Origin of the sequence: Sphingobacterium sp. R2 (genome assembly GCF_040760075.1) — a bacterium.
Classification (GTDB): domain Bacteria; phylum Bacteroidota; class Bacteroidia; order Sphingobacteriales; family Sphingobacteriaceae; genus Sphingobacterium.
Window position 1 is genome coordinate 1,856,381 of record NZ_CP142884.1, and the last position, 21,632, is coordinate 1,878,012.

The following is a 21,632-nucleotide window of genomic DNA, read 5'->3' on the forward strand; positions in this document are numbered from 1 at the left end:
AGAACCATCTTTGGCTTATTAAACAACCAATTTTTTTATAAAACTAATTTCCTAAAGTATGGCAAAGTTTTACAAAGTTGGACTGTCTGCTATGATGCTGTTTACTGTGGGTGCGAGTATGGCACAGCAGAAAATTTCGATTACGGGGCGGATTACAGACAGTCAAGGAGCACCTTTAGCGGGTGTAACGATTCGGGAGAAGGGTGGAAGTGTTTCTACTTCGACAAATGAGGCGGGTCAATATACCCTCGCTGCTTCAGAAAATGCTACAATCCTGATATCATACATAGGATATCAGGATCAGGAAATCAATCCTAAAGGACGTTCAATCATTAATGTTACGCTAGAAAGAAGTACTTCGGCGCTTGATGAGGTTGTCGTTGTAGGTTATGGCACACAGAAAAAAGTCAATTTGACAGGATCTGTCGCTACCGTTGGTGCAGATAAGCTTACCAATAGGCCAATTATGAACCTTGCCGCGGCTTTAGGTGGAACTGCTCCTGGTATACGAGTTACACAAGGAAATGGAAATCCTGGTAGTGAATCCGTTTCTATTCGAGTGCGTGGTACGGGATCATTTAATAATAATGATCCACTAATTCTCGTTGATGGCGCTGTGGCCGATATGGTTCCATTAAATACAGATGATATCGAGAGCATTTCTATTTTGAAAGATGCGGCTTCGGCAGCAATTTATGGATCTCGTGCCGCTAATGGCGTCATTCTCGTGACTACTAAAAAAGGACGGAAAGGTGAAGCGCCTAAAATAACATTCAATGCATTGTATGCACGTGAGAAAGCGCAGACTGATTTGAAATTTATGTCGAGTACAGCTGATTGGATGGAACTACACAACATCGCTAAGGTGAATGCTAATCCGACTTCGACATCTCCTGATTATACACTTTCAACGATTGAAGACTGGCGCAAAGCAAATGCTGATCCTAATGGTATTTATACTAATCCGATTACCGGGAATAGCATTCCTAATTGGTTGGCATATCCAAACACAGACTGGGCTCAGGTTCTCTTCCAGCCCCAATATTATCAGCGATATGGTGTTTCAGTAACTGGAGGTAGTGATAAATCTTCTTATCTCCTGTCAGCAGGGTATCAAAATAATCCTGGAACGTTGGCAAATACTGGAATGAAAAGATTCAACATTCGGACCAACTTAGAAACAAAAATTGCGGATAGAATTACTTTTGGAACACAAACTTATGCAACGAAGGAGTATAAGCAGCCCGGTAGCACTTCAATGACCTATTTGCTTCAGGCTTTTCCTGGAATGACACCAATTTATCAGGGGAAATATGGCTCAAGTGAAGATCCCAACACAACAAATAAGGATAATATTCTCCAACAGGTGGCTTCGAATGGTGGGGAAAACAACTTCACACGTATCAATAGCACATGGTATGCTAACGCGGATCTTTGGAAAGGAATTGTCGCGGAAGCACGGTTTAACTACAGTGAATATATGCGTGAGGATGAAAATTATTCCCAAAACTTGCCGAGATATAGTTTTAGAGAAAGCTTTGAGAAGCCTAAAGAGGGGATAGGGAATTTAGACCAGGCAACGACATATAGATACGCTTATAAATCTTCCAGTTATACAGCGAATGCATTATTGCGTTACGCGCATACTTTTGGGAAACATGATGTTGGCGGATTAGTAGGATACGAGCAATATTATTCAAAGACAAGTGGGTTTAACGCTACAAAAAGGGGCTTATTAGACTGGGACGTAACGGATATAACTTCAGGTGCGACAATGGAATCAATTGGAGGTGACGCTAAAGCGGAGAACGCAATGATTTCTTATTTTGGCCGTGTAAACTATGCCTATGATGGTAAATATTTGTTCGAAGGAAACTTTCGTTCGGACGCGTCATCTAAGTTTGCTCCAGGACATCGCACAGGATTTTTTCCTTCTTTCTCAGCAGGTTGGGTAATCAGTAACGAACGTTTTTTTGACCCAGCCAAAACAACGGTTAATTACTTAAAGCTTAGAGGGTCCTATGGAACCTTAGGGAATACAATAAGTGGGAATTACGATTGGCAGACTCTTTATCAAAAAGTGAATAATGTATTTAACGAGTCGGTTGCGAATGGGGTTATTCAGCAAACTATCCAAAATCTTAGTTTATCATGGGAAAAACTGACCACCTATAATTTGGGGTTAGAGGCCAGTTTCTTAGATCGTCGTTTGAGTGTCGAGGCCGATATGTATTCTCGAAAGACTTCTGATATCTTAACGGCAGCGATTATTTATTTGACAATGGGTAATATCAATGCCCCGATGTCCAATACTGCTTCAATGAATAATAAAGGGATAGAGCTTAATCTGGGATGGAACGACAAAATCGGAGATTTGAGGTATGGAGTTAGTGGTAATATTTCTTACAACATGAACAGAGTCTCCGGATTTAAAGGAACATTAAAGTATGAACAAGATCCATCCACCCTCGATATTTGGGGTAATCCGACTTGGCGCTATACGAATTTAGCCGATGTATCTACAGGAGGAAACGAACGTCGTGTGGAACAACATATGCTTGACGAGTGGTTTCTAAGAAGGCCTTATGCGGGAACTGGAACCTATATAAAATCTGACGGAAGTGTAGATCCCAATGGAGGGCCAACAGATGGGATGATTCGTACCAAAGCCGACCTGGAATGGGTAAAATCCATGATTGCTGCAAATTATTCTTTCAATAACAATACAGTGGGCCCGGGAGCAGCAAACATTTGGTATGGACAAATGCTTATGGCAGATGCGAATGGTGATGGTAAGTACGGTAATGATGATGACCGTGAATTCACCGGAAAGTCTTCTGTTGCCAAATTTGTGTTTGGCTTAAATCTGACAGCCGCATACAAAGGATTTGATCTAAATATGTTATTGGCTGGTCGGGTTGGCTCTTATCATTATATTAATGAGCGTGGATCAAATGGATCGATATTGGCGAATACAGGTGACCAATTGCCAGCAGACGCTTGGACAAAATACTATTCCTATGATGCCGTAAGAGCAAATAGCGATTATGATAATTATGATCCTGCTACGGATCCAAATGCAAATATCAATGGTAAATACCCACGTTTGCTTTCTTCAAGTTCAATCATGCAGGCTAATACATTCTATTTGTACAATACCTCGTATTTAAAGTTAAAGTCTCTGCAGTTAGGCTATACATTTCCTAAAAAATGGATTAATCAAGCTAAAATGAAAGACTTAAGGGTATTTGTAACAGGAGAAAACCTGTTGACTTTTAAACATAAAGATTTTCCGGGAGTGGATCCGGAACTGGGCGGTTCATTGATTGTTTATCCCATCGCGAAGCTATATTCCGCTGGGGTATCGGTAACTTTTTAACTTAATCTCCGAACAGAAGGATGAATTAATTTGAGTTTTCAATAGAGTAAGACTAGACTGACGTCTTCGTCTTAAACGCTGGTTAGTCAAATAAAATAAAAATAGAGATGAAAAAAATATTAAAATCTGTCATAGCCATTGGTATAGCAAGCTCTTTATCGTCTTGTACCAAAATATTGGACCTTGCGCCAAATGACAAAATATCGTCGGGAACAATGTGGTCATCTGAAACATTGGTTGATCAAGGGGTAATAGGTGTATACTATTCGTTACAACGTCCGGTAAGAAGTGACGGAATTGTAGGTACCTCTGCCAATATTGGGTATTATGCGTATGAGGCCTTTGGTATGACTGGACAAGGAGAATATAATTTAAACAACCTTTTTTCCAGTGCCGTTAATCCAAGCAATTCCTATTTTTCATTCCAATGGAAATGGTTGTATGATGGTGTACATCGCGCTAATGATGCTATAGTTCATATACCAGATGCAGCGATGGATCAGGGAAAAAAGAATAAGCTGGTAGCTGAATGCAAAGTCTTGCGGGCATTCTTTTACATGCGGCTTAATGAACTGTATGGCCGGAATGGTTTAGGTGTTCCTATTTACACCGAGCCTATCAGTCCTGCAGAAGGTAACAAAGGACAGAGTTCAGAAGAAGAGGTTTGGGCGCTTATCATTAAGGATTTGACTGATGCAATCAATGAGAGCGCTTTGCCAAATAACCAAATTCAAGGTGAAGGACGTGTGAGTAAAGGTGCTGCTTATGCGCTACGTGGCCGTGCTTATCTTATGACCAAGAAATACGATCAGGCAGTTGCTGATTTTGCCAAAGTTGGCGAGAGCGGCTACAAACTCTTCTCAAATTATAAGCAATTATTTAAAGTTGCCAATGAACGTTGTGAAGAGATGATTTTGAGCGTTCAGTATATCGAGGAACCATCGGGATATGGTTCAGCTGTACAGAAATACACGGGGGCATTTCAACAAGGAGCAAAAGATAGTCGAGGATGTTGGACAGATTTACAAGTTACTCCAGCTTTGGTCAATTTATATGAAGAAATTATTGACGGAACTACTGTCCGTCCATTTAGTTGGTCGGATTACATTCCTGAATGGAATACAGTAAATGCTTTAGGCGCTCCCAATAGAAAAGTCTTTTTTATACGAGATCAAAAAGTTAATGGAAATGATGTTCACCCAACGGTGACCACAGTCATCAATACAGAATTAAATAAATTAAGTAGTACTGCGCGGGCGTTTTATCTACCAGAGGGGAATGAGGCACGGCTTAAAGCAGCCTACGCGAATAGAGATCCAAGGTTAGCTTATAATGTGGTCACTCCTTATGCGTCTTTCCAGGGAGTAAATAGCAATTCCACGACTGTAGGTATGTATACCTATAGATTTCCCGTCACTGGTAAGTACTATGTGGACCAATCTGGCGCTGAACCCAATTTGAATAGTAGTTTACCAAGCACTTATTATACATCAGGAAGTGCCAATGCGCAGGCTGAGTTTAAGTATATCCATCGGAAGTTTGTTGGCGAAGGGTTAGAATATGCTCGTCGTGAGCAAAATCCAGTAGACGAGCCTATTATTCGGTATGCTGATGTTTTGTTGATGTGGGCCGAGGCGTTAGTCGAGATGAATGACTTATCTGGTGCTATGGCAAAAGTAAAACAAGTCAGAGATCGAGTTGGAATTCCAACAATGGGCTCCTCTTTTTCAGATCAAACTAAAGCACGTAATTATGTACGAGACGAACGGCGTCGTGAATTAATTGGTGAAGGCGTTAACTTTTTTGATGAGATGCGTTGGAAGACGCTGAAAGAGACAAAGTTTGATCAAAAATTTTCGCAACATGCATGGGGAGGTAGTGAGAACACGGGAGGCACTACTTATGAATGGATAGGTGATCAATGGTACACCTGGCCAGTACCAAAGGCTGAAATAGAATTAAATAAAAATCTGAAACCGACACCAGGATGGATTTATTAAGGGGGAAGTTTTATTTCAATCGCTCATGCAGTCGTTTGCTGGAGCAATTGGTTTACTTCGGCCAGTATTTTTATGTAAAATAGATATTTTTATTTATAAACCCTTATCGATGAAGAGAAGATCCTTATTAAAATTGTTAGGCGGAGCTGGAGTAGGCGCATTAACGGCGTCTTTACCAATGGAAGCAAAAGCAAGCACTTTAGACGGAAAAATAAATTTTATTGAAAATGATCGGGCTTATTGGCTATCTATCTTGCATAAGATGGCAGCCCCCATATTGAGCAATATCAGTAAACAGCAATGGCGTAAAAATATGCCGATGGAGGTGAGTCCAACTTTTGATAGCAGAGATCCCGGAGTGGGATATCTGGAAGCCTTTGGACGCTTGTTGGCTGGAATGGCACCTTGGTTGGCACTACGGGATGACCTAACTGAGGAAGGAAAACTGCGAAAAAAATTGAGAGAACAGGCGCTGCTCGGTATACAGTATGGGGTAGACCCCAAATCTCCGGATTATTTTACTTGGCGAGGACCTTCCTCTCAGACTCTTGTGGATGCAGCGCATCTTGCGCAGGCTTTTTTGCGGGCCCCAAACACTTTATGGGAACCTTTAAACCAAGTGACTAAAAAAAGAGTCGTTGAAGAATTCAAATTGCTGCGCAAGATCAAACCCAATGAGAGTAATTGGCTGCTGTTTGCCGCAATGACAGAGACGTTTCTTTACAGCATAGGAGAGGAATGTATACGGGAAAGTATCGATTATGCGGTCAATAAATTTGATCAGGAATGGTATGTTGGAGATGGCTGGTATAGTGATGGTGCCCATTTTAGTTTTGATCATTACAATGGTTATGTGATCCATTGTATGCAGGTGGAGTCGCTGCGTCATAATATCCCTGCAGGTGGAAAATACAAGGAAATGTATGAGCGGGCATATAAACGCATGCAGCGTTATGCGCATCATCTCGAGCGCATGATCTCTCCGGAAGGCCATTATGTCGTTGTCGGTCGTTCGTCAACCTATAAGAATGCCGCATTCCAGCCGCTGGCAAAAGTTGCTTTGGAAAATAAGTTGCCCGAAGACATTTCGAAAGGACAGGTCAGGGCTGCATTAACCACAATACTCCGTCATATTTATATTGACAAAACCTTTGCACCTTCGGGTTGGCTGCGTATGGGAGTCGTAGGTGACCAACAATCCAATCTTGCAGATTACTATACAAATGCGGGTTCTATGTATGTGGCCTCCCTGTCCTTCTTGCCCTTGGGATTACCAGCAGAAGATGAGTTCTGGACCTGCGCTCCACAACCATGGACTTCCCAAAAATGCTGGAAGGCAGAGCAATTTCCCAAAGACTATTATGTAAGTTATTAAAGTGAAAAAGAATAAAAAAGCAAAAAGATTAAGGACTGGATAAATGAAGATACAACACTATATTACGGGAGCTTTGATAATTGGGCTAGGAATGCAGGGAATCTCCTGTTCCAGTCAGCGAAACCTGACAGCGGTGAAATTGGGGCTCGATAAAGAATTTGTCCGCTCCAATTTAGAAGATGCACACAAGCAAATCGCCTACCTTGCCGCATCGATTGGTGAATCGGATATGCCTACAACCTATAAAGATGGCAAATATGTCAATTGGGGTTCGAGCTGGTGGTGTTCTGGGTTCTATCCCGGCACCGTGCTCTATCTATATGAGTATACAAAGGATGGGAAACTTTTGACGGAAGCTAAAAGTAAATTGAAGCAACTGCAGAAAGAAAAATATAACAAAGGAACACATGATTTGGGCTTCATGCTGTATTGTAGCTTTGGGAATGCATTACGCTTGACCGGTGATTCGGCGTCCTATAAAGAAATTTTAAGCACTGGTGCAGCGTCGTTGGCAACGCGCTTCCATGAAGCAACGAAAACGATTCGTTCATGGGACGGCGGAAAAAACTGGGATGGCCAGCCTTGGACTTATCCGGTGATCATCGACAACATGATGAATTTGGAATTTCTGACGGAAGTTTCCAAAATGACAGGTGACCAGCGTTATCGTGATATTGCGGTGCAGCATGCCAATACAACGATGGTCAACCATTACCGAAAAGATTATAGTTCCTACCATGTCGTGGATTACAATCCGCAAGATGGAAGTATTATTTCGAGAAAGACTGCGCAAGGAGCTTTTGACGCGTCTGCATGGGCCAGAGGGCAATCCTGGGGGCTTTATGGTTATACGATGATGTACCGCGAGACGGGAGACAGGAGATATTTGGAGCATGCTAGGCATATTGCACAGTTTTACCTGAATCATCCCAATCTTCCAAAAGATCTGATACCTTATTGGGATATGGACCAGAACAAGCTTACTCCAGATAGTAAATATTATAGCCAGAAAGACCTTCGTGATGTATCGACCGCTTCGGTGACAGCGTCGGCTTTGCTGGAACTGGCACAATACATAACAGGTAGTGAAAGCCAGCTGTATATCTCAAAGGCTGAACAAATGCTGCGGTCGCTTTCTGCTAAACCTTATAAAGCAGATTTCAAAGAAGCGGGGGGATATATTTTAAAACATAGTGTCGGTTCTATCCCGCATAAAACAGAAGTTGATGTTCCGTTAACCTATGCGGATTACTATTATGTAGAGGCATTGGTGCGGTATGACCGATTGCTCCGTGGAGAGAAGGTTATCAAGCCCTGACGAGAGGATTCTTGAGTTTTCAACAAAGTTGTTAACATATTGTGGAAAAAGTGAAGTACTTATCTCGTACAGCCATCTCGTTCGCTCAAATAAATACCTATTTAACACCAATTTCTATATTGACAAGGGATTTATAGGGGGTTAACAGGGGTATAACAGGGGGTTAACAGGGGTATTACCCCTGTTAACCCCCTGTTAATACTTTGTAAAAGTACTGTTACTACTCTTTTAATGGGGTGTTTGATATTATATTAGTAATAAGTTATATACCATCAATTATAGACAAAAGGAGAAAAATTTTATGGCAATTTTACAAAATGGTCCGAACGGCGCTATTGTTGGGAAATTTGGCTCGGTGAGTGCTTATCTATTGAAAGGCCAAAATGTCGTACGTGGCGGCAAAAAAAAACGAACATCTCCGCCGAGTGAGGCCGAACTTTTAAATAGAGAAAAACAAAAAGTTGCAGGTAAGTTTGCTGGCGCCAATAAAGTAATTCTAGAGTTTGGTTATCAATCACTCGCGACAAAAGAAAGTCGTGTAGGAGCTTTCCAATTGGCGCAGCGCCACATTTTTAAAGAAACTCTTGAATTAGGTGAAGACAACAAGCCTTTTGTTAACCCTGAAAAACTCCTCCTGTTTTCAGGTCCGCTTACCTCATTAGCTAACTGTCAAGTCAGTTTGGATGGCGATCGGATTGATCTTAGCTGGACTGTAGATGATGAATATAAAAGTAGTATATATAAAATCAATGTGGGATTGATCGACATAGAGGGCGAGTCGCGGTTGAAAATATCTGTTGCCAATGTGAATCAAGGCTTCTGCTCATTTGAAGTTGAGGGGATAAGCAAGAAAGCGTTCGATTACCATGTTTATGTCGGTGTTTGGGATACACTCAACGACGACTTTTCGAATTCCATTTATTGTGGGGTTGTATAGTTGTTTTCTGTCGATTCCAAGGTTGGGTTCGTTGTTAATAGAAGGGAATTTGTGCGAGATTTGAGTGATGAATTGAGAAAGTATTAAGCACTATACCTGTGAAAACATATCTTTATATTCGTTGAAGAAAATAGAATAACTCGTACCTTTATCCCAATGACGGATATCCAGAAAAGATTTGATCGTATACTCGCTATTTATATGCATCTACAGGCCAAACCTGTTGTGACAGCGGGGGCTTTGGCAGAACGCTATGAAGTGAGCCAGCGTACGATTTACCGTGATATCCGCTCTTTGATGCAGGCTGGAGTCCCCATCTATGGTGAAGCCGGAAGCGGATACTCTTTAGTGGAGGGGTATAAGATGCCGCCCCTGCAATTTACAAAAGAAGAGGCATTAAGTTTTGTCGCAGCGGAGAAACTGGTTGAAAAATATACGGATCGCAACCTAGCCCATCATTTTGCCACAGCATTGCTTAAAATGAAGGCGATACTGAGGGGTAACGAAAAAGAGCAAGTTGCCTTAGTAGGAGATAAATTTCTTGTGCGGGGTGGGCGACACCAGTTCAACGAAAAGTTAACGCATGGTACCAACATATTGATCGAAAGTATCGCTGCAAAGAAGTGCGTAGAAATTTATTACACCAAACCTTCGGACAAAAATCCTGAGAAAAGGGAAATTGAAGCTGTTGGTATCTTTGTTGAAAGTAAATTCTGGTATATCCTCGCATTCTGTAAACTACGAAAGGATTATAGGCAATTTCGATTGGACCGTATAAATAATATCCGAATGCTTACAGATGATTTTGGGAAAGAACATCCTGAGCTATCTTTCTTTCTCAACAAACGACATGAAGATCCGACAACTAAAGTCGTGGTACGGGTGGATAAAGAAATGGCAAGGTATATGGAATGGGACCGTCATTATTTCGGCTTCCAGCAGGAAGTGATTGCTGACGATTATGTTGAAATGCATTTCGAATGTGTAAATATGGAAAGTGGGTTTGCGCGTTGGTATTTGATGTTTGCTGACAAAGGAAATATTATCGAGCCCGAGTCGTTGAAAGGAGTGGTAAAACGATTGCTGTCATCAGCATTAGAACAGCTTAATCAAGACAAGGTGCAGGCAGGCTTCAGCTGTATTGAAGAGGGCAAGAATACTTGCTAGTTCTTTCTGTTGAGTCCACGCAAGTATTCTTGTCGGGTTTGCCCGAAATTATCCCCTTTCCCAAAAAAACGGTGGTTGAATGCCAAGCATGCGTAGGTAGACAAATCCCTGCCCGCGGTGATGGATTTCATTATCTATAAAATAAAGAATGCTGTGGACGACTGGCGATTTGTATTGTCCAAACAAGTTAAATTCTTCAGCAAAGCGTTCCTCCGGTATCTTGTTAAATAGATCGATGAGTATTGGAGTAGCCTCGTCCCAGGCTTGTAAAAGCTGGGCTTTGGTTGAATAGTTTAGATTTTCGTTTAGCTCACCGCTTTTGTTATCTACGATCTCCTGTAGGCCGGGTACGGCAAGTGCCAATAATTCTTTCAACATATCCGCAAAAGTTCGCATGCCTTCTACTTTATAATGGAACAATTCTTCTTCGGGAAATTTTTCAATAGTTTGGCGGGTCAGTTTTCTATGGCCCAACCAGTGTTCAAGTAATTCTTGTTTAGAAATGATCGCTGTACTCATTTTTTTCGTATTTAAAATTTAAAAATTTACATCGCCTCTTGCGTTGTAATATGCCACAAATTTAGGCGGTCCAATGACAGCAGTATGGCAGTATGAATTTTTATACTCATTTTTTATTTCTTTTTCTTCGAACCTCGTGGTCGTTGCTGATACGAGAAGGGGGCAGGGGGGTAAGGCAGTTTTCCTGTTACAGGATAAAATAAAAAAAATAATTCATTAATTATTTGACAGTTATAAAAATGTTTGTAACTTTGCAGTCCCTTAAAGGGGAAAGTATGTCTTGAGCGAAGCCCTACTGCTTCGAAGGACTTTTAATTAATTAATTTACAACATGTCAGGTATTATTGGAAAAAAAGTAGGAATGACGAGCCTGTTTAACGCTGATGGGAAAAATATTCCTTGTACAGTGATTCAGGCCGGGCCGTGCGTGGTTACGCAGATACGTACGGAAGAAAAGGATGGCTACTCGGCAATTCAACTTGGTTTCGACGAGGCTAAGGAGAAAAACACGACAGCTCCTTTGAAAGGGCACTTTGCGAAAGCAAATACAACGCCTAAGCGTAAGTTGGTAGAGTTTAAAACTTTCCCAGATGCAAAACAACTTGGTGACGTAGTTGACGTTACTCTTTTTGAAGAAGGTGAGTACGTAGATGTAGTCGGTACTTCAAAAGGTAAAGGTTTCCAAGGTGTCATGAAACGTCATGGATTTGGTGGTGTAGGTGGTGCGACTCACGGTCAGCACAACAGATTACGTGCTCCAGGTTCATTAGGTGCTTCATCATGGCCTTCACGCGTATTCAAAGGTATGCGCATGGCAGGTCGTACAGGTGGTGACAGAGTTAAAGTTCAAAACTTACAGGTGTTGAAAGTTTACGCTGAGCAAAACCTTATCGTTGTTAGTGGTTCCATTCCAGGAGCTAAAGGTTCTTATGTAATCGTAGACAAATAGTAGAGATGGAAGTTAAAGTTTTAAATTTATCAGGTAAAGAAACAGGTGCCAAGGTGCAACTTCCTGAGTCGGTATTTGGGTTAGAGCCTAACGATCATGCGATCTATTTGGATGTGAAACAATACTTAGCGAACCAACGCCAAGGAACTCACAAATCTAAACAACGTAACGAAATCGCGGGTTCTACTCGTAAATTACACAAACAAAAAGGTACAGGTGGTGCTCGTGCGGGTTCTATCAAATCTCCATTGTTTAATGGTGGTGGTCGTGTATTCGGTCCTCAACCTCGTGACTACTCGTTCAAATTGAACAAAAAATTGAAACAAGTGGCACGTAAATCAGCGTTATCTTACAAAGCAAAAGATAATAACATTGTGGTATTGGACGAAGTGAAATTCGATGCTATCAAAACTAAAAACTATGTTGCTTTAATCGATGCGTTGAATGTAGCTGATGAGAAAACATTGTTGGTATTGCCAGCTTACGATGAAATTGTTTATAAATCAAGCAGAAACTTGAAAAAAGCAAAAGTTATTGTTGCATCTGATTTAAATACATATGATGTATTGAACGCAACAAAATTATTGTTGACTACAGATTCTGTTAAATCTTTGGAGGAAGCATTAGCTAAGTAATATGGAGATTATTAAAAAACCTATCTTGACTGAGAAAGCTTCTTTGTTAACGGAAAAATTAAACCGTTACGCTTTCAAAGTAGATCACAGAGCAAACAAAATCCAGATCAAAGCAGCTGTTGAGGCTATGTTTGGTGTTACAGTTCTTGCTGTAAATACTGCAGTAGTAGCTGGTAAAGCAAAAAGCCGTTACACAAAAGCAGGTTTCGTATCTGGTAGAGCTCCTAAGTATAAAAAGGCTGTCATTACAATTAAAGACGGCGAAACTATTGACTTTTACAGTACTATATAATAAAAAATGGCAGTTAAAAGATTCAAACCGGTAACCCCTGGTACTCGTTTCAGAGTAGGCGCAGACTACTCTGATGTTACTACAAACGTTCCTGAAAAATCGTTAGTAGTTAAAATCAACAAGAAATCAGGCGGTCGTAATAACTCCGGTAAAATGACTATGCGTTATCTCGGTGGGGGACATAAAAAAGTATACCGATTAATTGATTTCAAACGCGATAAAAAAGATATCCCTGCAAAAGTAGCTACTATTGAGTACGATCCAAATCGTACTGCTCGTATTGCATTGTTGCATTATGCAGATGGTGAAAAACGTTACATCATTGCTCCAGCTGGTTTAGTAGTTGGTCAAACTGTAATTGCAGGTGATAAAGTTGCCCCAGAAGTTGGTAATACATTACCATTAGCAAACATTCCATTGGGTTCTATCATCCACAACATTGAATTAAATCCTGGTCAAGGTGGTTCAATTGCTCGTTCGGCTGGTACTTATGCTCAATTGTCTGCTCGTGATGGTAAATATGCCATCATCAAATTACCTTCGAGCGAAACACGTATGATCTTGTTGACTTGTGTTGCTACGATTGGTTCAGTATCGAACCATGAAAGATCTAACCAAGTGTTAGGTAAAGCAGGTCGCAAACGTTGGTTAGGTCGTCGTCCAAGAGTTCGTGGTGTTGCGATGAACCCAGTAGATCACCCTATGGGTGGTGGTGAAGGCCGTACTTCAGGAGGTCACCCACGCTCACGTACAGGTGTATTAGCTAAAGGCTTCAAAACACGTTACAAGAAGAAAACATCGAATCGTTACATCATTGAGAGAAGGAAAAAATAATGGCTCGTTCAATTAAAAAAGGTCCTTATATCGATCACAACTTAGAAAGAAAAGTTCTTTCTATGAATGAAACTAACAAAAAGTCAGTTATCAAAACATGGTCTCGTAGATCAATGATTTCCCCTGATTTTGTTGGCCATACCTTCGCAGTGCACAACGGGAATAAATTTATCCCTGTTTATGTAACAGAGAATATGGTAGGTCACAAGCTTGGTGAATTCGCTCCTACGCGTACATTCAGAGGCCACGCAGAAAAGAAAAAATAATAGGTAATGGAAGCAACAAAAAAACTTAAAAAGTCTGTCTTAATTAGACAACGCAAAGAGCAAGAGAAAGCTCAACAAGGAGGAGCTTCGGATGCCAAATTATTGAACTGCCCGACTTCGCCTCGTAAGATGCGCTTAGTGGTAGATCTAATTCGTGGTCAACGTGTTGAAAATGCATTATACATTTTAAAACACTCAAGTAAAGAAGCTGCTGCTCGTGTAGAAAAATTATTATTATCTGCAATCAAAAACTGGGAAGCCAAAAACGAAGGTAAATCAGTGGAAGAAAGCGAACTAATTGTAAAAGAAGTATCAGTAGGTGGTGGTCGTCAATTGAAAAGATTACGTCCGGCTCCTCAAGGTCGCGGATACAGAGTTCGTAAACGTTCAAATCACGTTACGTTGGTAGTTGATAGCAAATTAAACGTTGAACAAAACTAATTTATTGAGAAATGGGACAAAAAGCAAATCCAATAGGTAGCAGATTAGGAATCATCAAAGGTTGGGATTCTAACTGGTTCGGAGGTAAAAACTATTCCGATAAATTAGTTGAAGACGAAAAAATCAGAAAATATCTTTCTGTTCGTATCGCAAAAGGTGGTGTAGCTAAAGTTGTTATCGAAAGAACGTTAAAACGTATCACTGTTACAATTCACACTGCTCGTCCAGGTATCGTTATCGGAAAAGGTGGTCAAGAAGTTGACAAGATCAAAGAAGAGTTGAAGAAACTGACTAAAAAGGATGTTCAAATCAATATTTTCGAGATCAAACGCCCTGAGTTAGATGCGAAATTAGTAGCAGAAGGTGTCGCTAAACAATTAGAGGCACGTATTTCATTCCGTCGTGCAATGAAAACTTCAATTGCTTCTACCATGCGTATGGGTGCAGAAGGTATCAAAATCATGTGTTCTGGTCGTTTGGGTGGTGCTGAAATGGCGCGTACTGAACAATACAAAGAAGGAAGAACTCCTTTGCACACATTGCGTGCTGATATCGACTACGCTTTAGCTGAAGCATTGACTACATACGGTAAAATTGGTATCAAAGTTTGGATATGTAAAGGTGAAGTTTACGGTAAACGTGACTTATCTCCAAACATTGGTCAAGCATCTGGTGTAAAATCACGTGGCAACCACGAAGGTGGTGGCGAACGTCGTGACAACCGTAATAACAAAGGTGGTCGCGGTGGAAATAACCGTGGTGGAAACAACCGTGGTGGAAGCAACCGTGGTCCGAAAAAAGATTAATAGTTTTATTTAGATTACAACAAAAACCTGCTGAAGAAGCAGATTTAAAAAGTATACGAACATGTTACAGCCAAAAAGAACGAAGTTCAGAAAGATGCAGAAAGGCCGCATGAAAGGTAACGCTTCTCGTGGAGCGGAGTTAGCTTTCGGTTCTTTCGGTATCAAAACAATGGAGCAAGCATGGATCACTAGTCGTCAAATCGAGGCAGCTCGTATTGCGGTTACACGTTATATGAAACGTGAAGGTCAAGTTTGGATTCGTATTTTCCCTGACAAACCGGTTACGAAAAAACCTGCAGAGGTACGTATGGGTAAAGGTAAGGGTGCTCCAGAATACTGGGTAGCAGTAGTACGCCCAGGCCGTATGTTATTTGAAGCAGAAGGTGTGCCTTTGGAAATTGCCAAAGAAGCTTTACGCCTTGCCGCTCAAAAACTTCCGGTTCAAACTAAGTTTGTGATTCGTAGAGACTACGTTGAAGCATAAAATCTTGGTAATGTCATCATTTAAGCGTTAGGGCCGTTACCCCTAACGCTATATATAAACCGATGATAACCCAAATAACAACTGAAAAAACATGAAAAATTCAGAAATTTTAGAATTATCTAATGAGGACTTAAAAGCTCGTCTTGTAGAAGAGAAAACAGCCCTTACAAAATTGAAATTTGCACATGCTGTTTCAGCTATTGAGAACCCTAACGTGATCAAAGCAGCACGCAGAACTATTGCTCGTATCAGTACAGAGATCAGTGCACGCAACGCTGCAGCTAAAAATGAAACAGCCTCTGAGGCATAAATTTAAAGTCGAAATGGAAAGAAATTTAAGAAAAACAAGAATCGGCTTAGTAGTTAGCAACAAGATGGACAAATCTATCGTGGTATCTGTAGAGCGTAAAGTGAAACACCCGATTTATGGTAAGTTCGTTAAAAAAACTACTAAATTTAAAGCTCATGACGAAACTAATACCTGCGGTATCGGCGATACGGTATTAATTATGGAAACTCGTCCGCTGAGTAAAACAAAAAACTGGAGATTAGTTGAAATTATAGAAAGAGCTAAATAACATGGTACAACAAGAATCAAGACTTAATGTAGCTGACAATAGCGGTGCTAAACAAGTTTTAGTAATCCGTGTATTGGGCGGTACGCGCAAGCGTTATGCATCAATCGGAGATAAGATTGTTGTATCGGTGAAAAGCGCTATGCCTTCAGGAAACGTGAAAAAAGGTTCCGTTTCTAAAGCAGTAGTCGTTAGAACGAAAAAGGAAATCCGTCGTAAAGATGGTTCATATATCCGTTTCGATGACAACGCCGCTGTATTATTAAATAATAATGATGAACCACGTGGTACACGTATCTTTGGCCCTGTGGCTAGAGAGTTGCGTGAGAAACAGTTCATGAAAATTGTATCATTAGCACCGGAGGTTTTATAATTATGGCACAGAAAACAAAAACAACTACGCACAAAATCAAAATTAAAAAAGGTGATTTAGTGAAAGTTATCGCTGGTAACTCTAAAGGTGTTCAAGGAAAAGTATTAACTGTTTTAGTGGATAAAAATAGAGCTATCGTTGAGGGCGCTAACATCGTAAAAAAACACACTAAACCAAGTGCAGCTAATCCTAATGGTGGTATCATTGAGAAAGAAGCTGGTATTCACATCTCTAATTTAGCTGTTATCGATCCTAAAACAGGTGCAACTACACGTGTAGGTCGTAAGTTAAATGCAGATGGTAAATTAGTTCGTTACGCTAAAAAATCAGGGGAGGAAATTAAATAATGACTTACGTACCAAGATTAAAAGTGAAATATGCGGAGGAAATCCGTAAAGCACTTCAAGAAAAATTTCAGTATAAAAGTATTATGCAGGTTCCTAAACTTGAGAAAATCGTTGTTTCACAAGGCGTAGGAGCTGCAACAGCTGACAAAAAATTAATCGATAACGCTATCGCTGAGTTGACTTTAATTACAGGTCAACAAGCTGTGGCTACAAAATCGAAAAAAGATATTTCAAACTTTAAATTACGTAAAGGTATGCCTGTAGGGGCACGTGTTACTTTACGTGACAACAATATGTTTGAATTCTTGGATCGTTTGGTAGCCGTATCGCTTCCACGTATTCGTGACTTCCGCGGTATCAACGATAAAGGCTTTGACGGACGTGGTAACTACAACTTAGGTATCACTGAACAGATCATTTTCCCTGAGATCAACATTGACAAAATCAATAAGATCCAAGGTATGGACATCACTTTCGTGACTTCTGCTCAAAATGATGTTGAGGCTTTAGAATTGTTGAAACAATTCGGTTTACCATTTAAAAATCAAAATACTAATAACAATGGCTAAAGAAGGATTAAAAGCACGCGAAGTAAAACGCGCTAAATTGGTAGCTAAATATGCAGCAAAACGTGCAGAATTAAAAGCTGCTGGCGATTACGTTGCATTAGATAAATTACCTAAAAATGCTTCTCCAGTACGTTTACACAATCGTTGTAAATTGACTGGCCGTCCTAAAGGATATATGCGTCAATTCGGTATCTCTCGTGTAACATTCCGTGAGATGGCTTTGGATGGCAAAATCCCAGGGGTGAAAAAAGCTTCTTGGTAATTTAAAAAAAATACTTAATTTTGCCCGGGCAATTCAATTTAGGATTGCCGGGTTTTTTGCATTTTAAAATCGTTTAACAGATAGAAGGTCCCATACCAACGGTTGGGAGGGAAACCGCTGTCACAAATTTTCATATATAATGACTACAGATCCAATTGCGGATTACCTTACACGAGTAAGGAATGCCATCAAGGCCAACCACAGGGTTGTTGAAATTCCTGCATCGAACCTAAAAAAAGAAATCACAAAAGTTCTTTTTGATAAAGGTTACATTGCTAATTACAAATTCGATGAGAATGGCGTACAGGGTACGATCAAAATCGCATTGAAATATAACCCAATTAGCAAAATTCCGGCTATTCGTACGTTGACACGTGTGAGTAAACCTGGTTTAAGAAAGTATGCAAGCGTTGATACTATGCCCCGTGTTTTGAATGGTTTAGGTATTGCTATCTTGTCAACATCTAAAGGTGTAATGACAGATAAAGAAGCTAGACTTCAAAATGTTGGTGGTGAAGTTTTATGTTACGTTTATTAATCTAGGTAAAAGCACAAAGAAATGTCAAGAATTGGAAAAGCGCCTATCGCTATCCCTGCTGGGGTAACTGTTACTATTTCGGACAAAAACTTAGTTTCAGTAAAAGGTCCTAAAGGCGAATTAACACAACAAGTTGACCGTGACATCACGATTGCTCAAGAAGAAGGCAATATCGTTGTAACACGTCCAACTGATCAAAAGAAACACAAAGCATTACACGGTCTATACCGTTCCCTGTTGGCTAACATGGTTCACGGTGTGACTGAAGGTTACAAAACTACGCAAGAGTTAGTCGGTGTAGGTTACCGTGCTTCAAGTACTGGTAATGTATTAGAGTTAACTTTAGGTTTCTCTCACCAGATTGTTTTTGTATTGCCAAAAGAGGTTAAAGTATCAACTACTGCTGATAAAGGTAAAAACCCTACAATCACTTTAGAGTGCGCCGATAAACAATTGATCGGACAAGTAGCGGCAAAAATCCGTGGCTTCCGTAAACCAGAACCTTACAAAGGAAAAGGTGTGAAGTTTGCAGGTGAAGTATTGAGAAGAAAAGCAGGTAAATCAGCTAAAAAATAATAATCATGGCAGGACAAAAAGCATCTCGTAGAGAGAGAATCAAAAAAGGAATCAGAAAAAACCTTGCTGGAACGTCTGAACGTCCACGTTTATCGGTTTTTAGAAGTAACAAAGGTATCTATGCACAGATCATTGATGACAATGCAGGTAAAACATTAGTTGCTGCATCTAGCTTATCAAAAGAGTTTGCTGCATCGGGTAACAAAGTGGAACAGTCTAAAGCTGTCGGTAAATTGGTTGCTGAAAAAGCAGTAGCAGCAGGTATTAATAAAGTAGTTTTTGACCGTAATGGGTACTTATACCATGGCCGTATCAAATCTTTGGCTGAAGGTGCTCGCGAAGGCGGTTTAGACTTTTAATCATAGAAAAAATGGCATTAAGCAATATAAAAAGAGTAAAATCAAGCGAAATTGAATTAAAAGATCGCTTAGTAAGTATCCAACGTGTAGCAAAAGTTACTAAAGGTGGTCGTACTTTCAGCTTCTCTGCAATTGTTGTAGTAGGTGATGAAAACGGCATTGTTGGTTATGGTTTAGGTAAAGCTAAAGAAGTAACTGAAGCAATCACCAAAGGTATCGATGACGCAAAGAAAAACTTGGTAAAAGTTCCTATTATCAAAGGTACTGTTCCTCACGCACAATATGGTAAATATTCTGGTGGTTCAGTGTTGATCAAACCAGCAGTAGGTGGTACAGGAGTTTTAGCTGGTGGTGCAATGCGTGCAGTATTGGAGTCTGCTGGTATCAAAGATGTATTGGCTAAATCATTAGGTTCTTCTAACCCACACAACGTGGTAAAAGCAACTGTAGCAGCTTTATCAGATATGCGTGATGCATATACAGTAGCACAACACCGCGGTGTCGATTTGAACAAAGTATTTAACGGTTAATTATCATGGCAAAAATCAAAATCACCCAGATAAAGAGCGTTATCGACAGAAGCGAGCGCCAAAAGAAAACTATTGAGGCATTGGGTTTGAAAAGAATCAACCACTCAGTAGAAGTTGAAGCTACTCCATCAATTATTGGAATGGTACGTAAAGTAAACCATTTAGTAGCTATCGAAACTATTTAATATTAGCATATGGAAGAGGTCGTTGGACTTCTTCCATTACTTGTTATTAATAATCATTATTTTTTAATCGCTAGTACCTGTTTAGTGAGAGCGAAGGGCTAGCACAATTTAGTTTAAAAATGAACTTAAGTAATTTAAAACCTGCAAAAGGTGCAGTAAAAAGTAGCAAACGTATTGGCCGTGGTACTGGTTCTGGTCGTGGTGGTACTTCAACGCGTGGTCACAAAGGTGCTGGTTCTCGTTCAGGTCACTCTACGAAAATCGGTTTCGAAGGTGGTCAAATGCCTTTGCAACGTCGTGTGCCTAAATTTGGTTTCAAAAACATCAACCGCGTAGAGTATAATGGCGTAAACTTGGATACTTTGCAAACGTTGATCGAGAAATACAATCTAACAGCTGTAGATTTCGATACGTTGAAAACTCATGGTTTAGTGTCTAAAAATGACAAAGTTAAAATCTTGGGTCGCGGTGAGTTGAAAGCTAAAGTTGAAGTAACTGCGCACGCGTTTACTGCTTCTGCTCAAAAAGCTATTGAAGCTGCAGGCGGTTCTATCGTTAAAATTTAATAAATGAAGAAACTAATCACAACCTTAACCAATATTTGGAAAATCGATGATTTACGTACGCGTATTTTAAATACCTTACTTTTTCTTTTGATTTACCGTATTGGATGTCACGTGGTATTACCAGGTGTAAATCCTCATGCGCTGGCTTCTGGTCAGAAAGAGGGTTTATTAGGCTTACTGGATATGTTTGCGGGTGGGTCATTCTCCCGTTCAGCTATCTTTGCTTTAGGGGTAATGCCATATATTTCGGCATCCATTGTTGTTCAATTGCTGGGCATCGCGGTTCCTTACTTCCAAAAGATGCAGAAAGAAGGGGAAAGTGGTCGTCAAAAAATGAACCAAATTACTCGCTATTTAACTTTAGGGATTACTTTGCTTCAAGCTTTTGCCTATGTGCGTACTCAGATCGAGCCAAGTGCTAAGACAATTGCAGATCCATTGTTCACTATTCTGACTGCAATAGTTTTGACAGGCGGTACTTTATTTGTGATGTGGTTAGGGGAAAAAATTACAGATAAAGGTATCGGTAATGGTATTTCTTTGATCATCATGACTGGTATTATCGCTCAATTGCCAAGTGGTATCACTGCGGAATGGGTTTCGAGAATGGCGAAAGGTGGTGGTGGTCCAATTCCATTGTTGCTTGAATTTGTGGCTTTGTTCTTTGTTGTGATCTTTACGATCTTGATCGTACAGGGAGTTCGTAAGATCCCTGTGCAATACGCGAAGAAAATTGTTGGAAATAAGCAAGTCGGTGGGGTACGTCAGTATATTCCTTTAAAGGTAAATGCTGCAGGTGTAATGCCTATCATTTTTGCACAGGCGATTATGTTTGTGCCGATGAGTTTGGGGCAGTTCTTCCCAAATCTTCAGTCGGAGTTTTTGACTTCGTTGAGTAACTATACTTCTGTAGCGTATAACGTAACATTCGCGGTGCTAATTATCGCATTTACGTTTTTCTATACAGCAATCATGGTGAACCCACAACAGATGTCGGACGACATGAAGAAGAACGGAGGTTTTGTTCCGGGTATTAAACCGGGATTAGAGACGAGTAATTTTATAGACCGCGTAATATCAAATATTACATTTCCTGGCGCGATTTTCTTAGCGATCATTGCTATTCTTCCTGCTATTGCAAGTTTGTTTGGTATTAATAATCAATTTGCGCACTTCTATGGAGGAACGTCTTTATTGATTTTAGTAGGTGTGGTGTTGGATACTTTGCAACAGATTGAATCTCATTTGTTGATGCGTCATTACGATGGATTAATGAAAACAGGTCGCATTAAAGGCCGTTCGGCTGCGTCTGTTGAGGGAATGGATCATTCGGCAATTTAATTTCTTTAG

Annotated in this window: 28 protein-coding genes; 27 read left to right on the forward strand and 1 reads right to left on the reverse strand. The window is 40.3% G+C overall.

Translation table 11 applies throughout. The annotated features are described in order from the left end of the window. The first annotated feature begins 58 nt into the window (after positions 1–58). The 6 genes from VXM68_RS07660 to VXM68_RS07685 all read left to right on the forward strand — a co-directional run bounded on the left by VXM68_RS07660 (position 59) and on the right by VXM68_RS07685 (position 10,176). A complete protein-coding gene (locus VXM68_RS07660; RefSeq protein ID WP_367210942.1) occupies positions 59–3,379 on the forward strand; it encodes a SusC/RagA family TonB-linked outer membrane protein in 3,321 nt (1,106 codons plus the stop codon). 107 nt (positions 3,380–3,486) lie between these two features. Further along, positions 3,487–5,379: a RagB/SusD family nutrient uptake outer membrane protein gene (locus VXM68_RS07665; protein ID WP_294345608.1), complete on the forward strand. Its 1,893-nt coding sequence runs from the start codon at positions 3,487–3,489 to the stop codon at positions 5,377–5,379. Positions 5,380–5,488: 109 nt separating this feature from the next. Further along, on the forward strand, positions 5,489–6,754 hold the full coding sequence (locus tag VXM68_RS07670) for a DUF2264 domain-containing protein (RefSeq protein ID WP_367210943.1): 1,266 nt from the start codon (positions 5,489–5,491) through the stop codon (positions 6,752–6,754). A gap of 43 nt (positions 6,755–6,797) precedes the next feature. After that, the gene (locus VXM68_RS07675; RefSeq protein ID WP_367210944.1) at positions 6,798–8,072 is read left to right on the forward strand and encodes a glycoside hydrolase family 88 protein; all 1,275 of its coding nucleotides are present in this window, start codon (positions 6,798–6,800) and stop codon (positions 8,070–8,072) included. A gap of 301 nt (positions 8,073–8,373) precedes the next feature. Next, complete coding sequence (locus tag VXM68_RS07680; protein ID WP_367210945.1) at positions 8,374–9,009, forward strand: hypothetical protein; 636 nt, start codon at positions 8,374–8,376, stop codon at positions 9,007–9,009. Positions 9,010–9,165: 156 nt separating this feature from the next. Continuing rightward, positions 9,166–10,176 (forward strand): helix-turn-helix transcriptional regulator, encoded by a 1,011-nt coding sequence (locus VXM68_RS07685; protein ID WP_367210946.1) that lies wholly within the window; start codon positions 9,166–9,168, stop codon positions 10,174–10,176. A 48-nt stretch (positions 10,177–10,224) separates the two neighbouring features. Here VXM68_RS07685 and VXM68_RS07690 read toward each other — a convergent pair whose 3' ends face one another. Then, positions 10,225–10,695 carry a DinB family protein gene (locus tag VXM68_RS07690; RefSeq protein WP_367210947.1) on the reverse strand — a complete coding sequence of 157 codons (471 nt, stop codon included), beginning with the start codon at positions 10,693–10,695 and terminating at the stop codon, positions 10,225–10,227. Between the two features lie 331 nt (positions 10,696–11,026). Between VXM68_RS07690 and rplC the strand changes: the two genes are divergently transcribed. The 21 genes from rplC (at position 11,027) to secY (ending at position 21,623) form a co-directional block, all read left to right on the forward strand. Continuing rightward, positions 11,027–11,644, forward strand: a complete 618-nt coding sequence (rplC, locus tag VXM68_RS07695) for a 50S ribosomal protein L3 (RefSeq protein WP_046674864.1) — start codon at positions 11,027–11,029, stop codon at positions 11,642–11,644. Positions 11,645–11,649: 5 nt separating this feature from the next. Further along, on the forward strand, positions 11,650–12,279 hold the full coding sequence (gene rplD / locus VXM68_RS07700; protein ID WP_209577699.1) for a 50S ribosomal protein L4: 630 nt from the start codon (positions 11,650–11,652) through the stop codon (positions 12,277–12,279). 1 nt (position 12,280) lies between these two features. Further along, the gene (gene rplW / locus VXM68_RS07705) at positions 12,281–12,571 is read left to right on the forward strand and encodes a 50S ribosomal protein L23 (RefSeq protein WP_046674866.1); all 291 of its coding nucleotides are present in this window, start codon (positions 12,281–12,283) and stop codon (positions 12,569–12,571) included. Positions 12,572–12,577: 6 nt separating this feature from the next. After that, positions 12,578–13,405, forward strand: a complete 828-nt coding sequence (rplB, locus tag VXM68_RS07710) for a 50S ribosomal protein L2 (RefSeq protein WP_293952985.1) — start codon at positions 12,578–12,580, stop codon at positions 13,403–13,405. Then, on the forward strand, positions 13,405–13,671 hold the full coding sequence (gene rpsS, locus VXM68_RS07715; RefSeq protein WP_002997495.1) for a 30S ribosomal protein S19: 267 nt from the start codon (positions 13,405–13,407) through the stop codon (positions 13,669–13,671). Before rplB ends, rpsS begins: the two co-directional genes overlap by 1 nt. A gap of 6 nt (positions 13,672–13,677) precedes the next feature. Beyond that, positions 13,678–14,112 carry a 50S ribosomal protein L22 gene (gene rplV / locus VXM68_RS07720; RefSeq protein ID WP_077438121.1) on the forward strand — a complete coding sequence of 145 codons (435 nt, stop codon included), beginning with the start codon at positions 13,678–13,680 and terminating at the stop codon, positions 14,110–14,112. An 11-nt stretch (positions 14,113–14,123) separates the two neighbouring features. Continuing rightward, complete coding sequence (rpsC, locus tag VXM68_RS07725) at positions 14,124–14,918, forward strand: 30S ribosomal protein S3 (RefSeq protein WP_046674869.1); 795 nt, start codon at positions 14,124–14,126, stop codon at positions 14,916–14,918. A 61-nt stretch (positions 14,919–14,979) separates the two neighbouring features. After that, positions 14,980–15,402, forward strand: a complete 423-nt coding sequence (rplP, locus tag VXM68_RS07730) for a 50S ribosomal protein L16 (RefSeq protein ID WP_046674870.1) — start codon at positions 14,980–14,982, stop codon at positions 15,400–15,402. Between the two features lie 91 nt (positions 15,403–15,493). Then, positions 15,494–15,712 carry a 50S ribosomal protein L29 gene (gene rpmC, locus VXM68_RS07735; RefSeq protein ID WP_293952983.1) on the forward strand — a complete coding sequence of 73 codons (219 nt, stop codon included), beginning with the start codon at positions 15,494–15,496 and terminating at the stop codon, positions 15,710–15,712. A gap of 13 nt (positions 15,713–15,725) precedes the next feature. After that, positions 15,726–15,980, forward strand: a complete 255-nt coding sequence (rpsQ, locus tag VXM68_RS07740) for a 30S ribosomal protein S17 (RefSeq protein WP_046674872.1) — start codon at positions 15,726–15,728, stop codon at positions 15,978–15,980. Position 15,981: 1 nt separating this feature from the next. Then, positions 15,982–16,350 (forward strand): 50S ribosomal protein L14, encoded by a 369-nt coding sequence (gene rplN, locus VXM68_RS07745; RefSeq protein ID WP_046674873.1) that lies wholly within the window; start codon positions 15,982–15,984, stop codon positions 16,348–16,350. A gap of 35 nt (positions 16,351–16,385) precedes the next feature. Beyond that, entirely contained in the window at positions 16,386–16,697 is a 312-nt protein-coding gene (gene rplX, locus VXM68_RS07750) for a 50S ribosomal protein L24 (protein ID WP_172462328.1), read from the forward strand. After that, the gene (gene rplE, locus VXM68_RS07755; protein WP_046674875.1) at positions 16,697–17,266 is read left to right on the forward strand and encodes a 50S ribosomal protein L5; all 570 of its coding nucleotides are present in this window, start codon (positions 16,697–16,699) and stop codon (positions 17,264–17,266) included. The genes rplX and rplE overlap by 1 nt, the downstream gene beginning before the upstream one ends. Then, a complete protein-coding gene (rpsN, locus tag VXM68_RS07760; RefSeq protein ID WP_028071569.1) occupies positions 17,259–17,528 on the forward strand; it encodes a 30S ribosomal protein S14 in 270 nt (89 codons plus the stop codon). The genes rplE and rpsN overlap by 8 nt, the downstream gene beginning before the upstream one ends. Before the next feature lie 136 nt (positions 17,529–17,664). After that, on the forward strand, positions 17,665–18,066 hold the full coding sequence (gene rpsH / locus VXM68_RS07765) for a 30S ribosomal protein S8 (protein ID WP_223584601.1): 402 nt from the start codon (positions 17,665–17,667) through the stop codon (positions 18,064–18,066). A 21-nt stretch (positions 18,067–18,087) separates the two neighbouring features. Then, positions 18,088–18,642: a 50S ribosomal protein L6 gene (gene rplF, locus VXM68_RS07770; RefSeq protein ID WP_070570404.1), complete on the forward strand. Its 555-nt coding sequence runs from the start codon at positions 18,088–18,090 to the stop codon at positions 18,640–18,642. Positions 18,643–18,647: 5 nt separating this feature from the next. Next, on the forward strand, positions 18,648–19,001 hold the full coding sequence (gene rplR / locus VXM68_RS07775) for a 50S ribosomal protein L18 (protein WP_209577704.1): 354 nt from the start codon (positions 18,648–18,650) through the stop codon (positions 18,999–19,001). 11 nt (positions 19,002–19,012) lie between these two features. After that, entirely contained in the window at positions 19,013–19,531 is a 519-nt protein-coding gene (rpsE, locus tag VXM68_RS07780; RefSeq protein ID WP_209577706.1) for a 30S ribosomal protein S5, read from the forward strand. A 5-nt stretch (positions 19,532–19,536) separates the two neighbouring features. Further along, complete coding sequence (gene rpmD / locus VXM68_RS07785) at positions 19,537–19,716, forward strand: 50S ribosomal protein L30 (protein ID WP_046674880.1); 180 nt, start codon at positions 19,537–19,539, stop codon at positions 19,714–19,716. A 119-nt stretch (positions 19,717–19,835) separates the two neighbouring features. After that, the gene (rplO, locus tag VXM68_RS07790; RefSeq protein ID WP_293952979.1) at positions 19,836–20,282 is read left to right on the forward strand and encodes a 50S ribosomal protein L15; all 447 of its coding nucleotides are present in this window, start codon (positions 19,836–19,838) and stop codon (positions 20,280–20,282) included. A 3-nt stretch (positions 20,283–20,285) separates the two neighbouring features. Further along, the gene (gene secY, locus VXM68_RS07795) at positions 20,286–21,623 is read left to right on the forward strand and encodes a preprotein translocase subunit SecY (RefSeq protein ID WP_046674882.1); all 1,338 of its coding nucleotides are present in this window, start codon (positions 20,286–20,288) and stop codon (positions 21,621–21,623) included. The last annotated feature ends 9 nt before the right edge of the window (positions 21,624–21,632 follow it).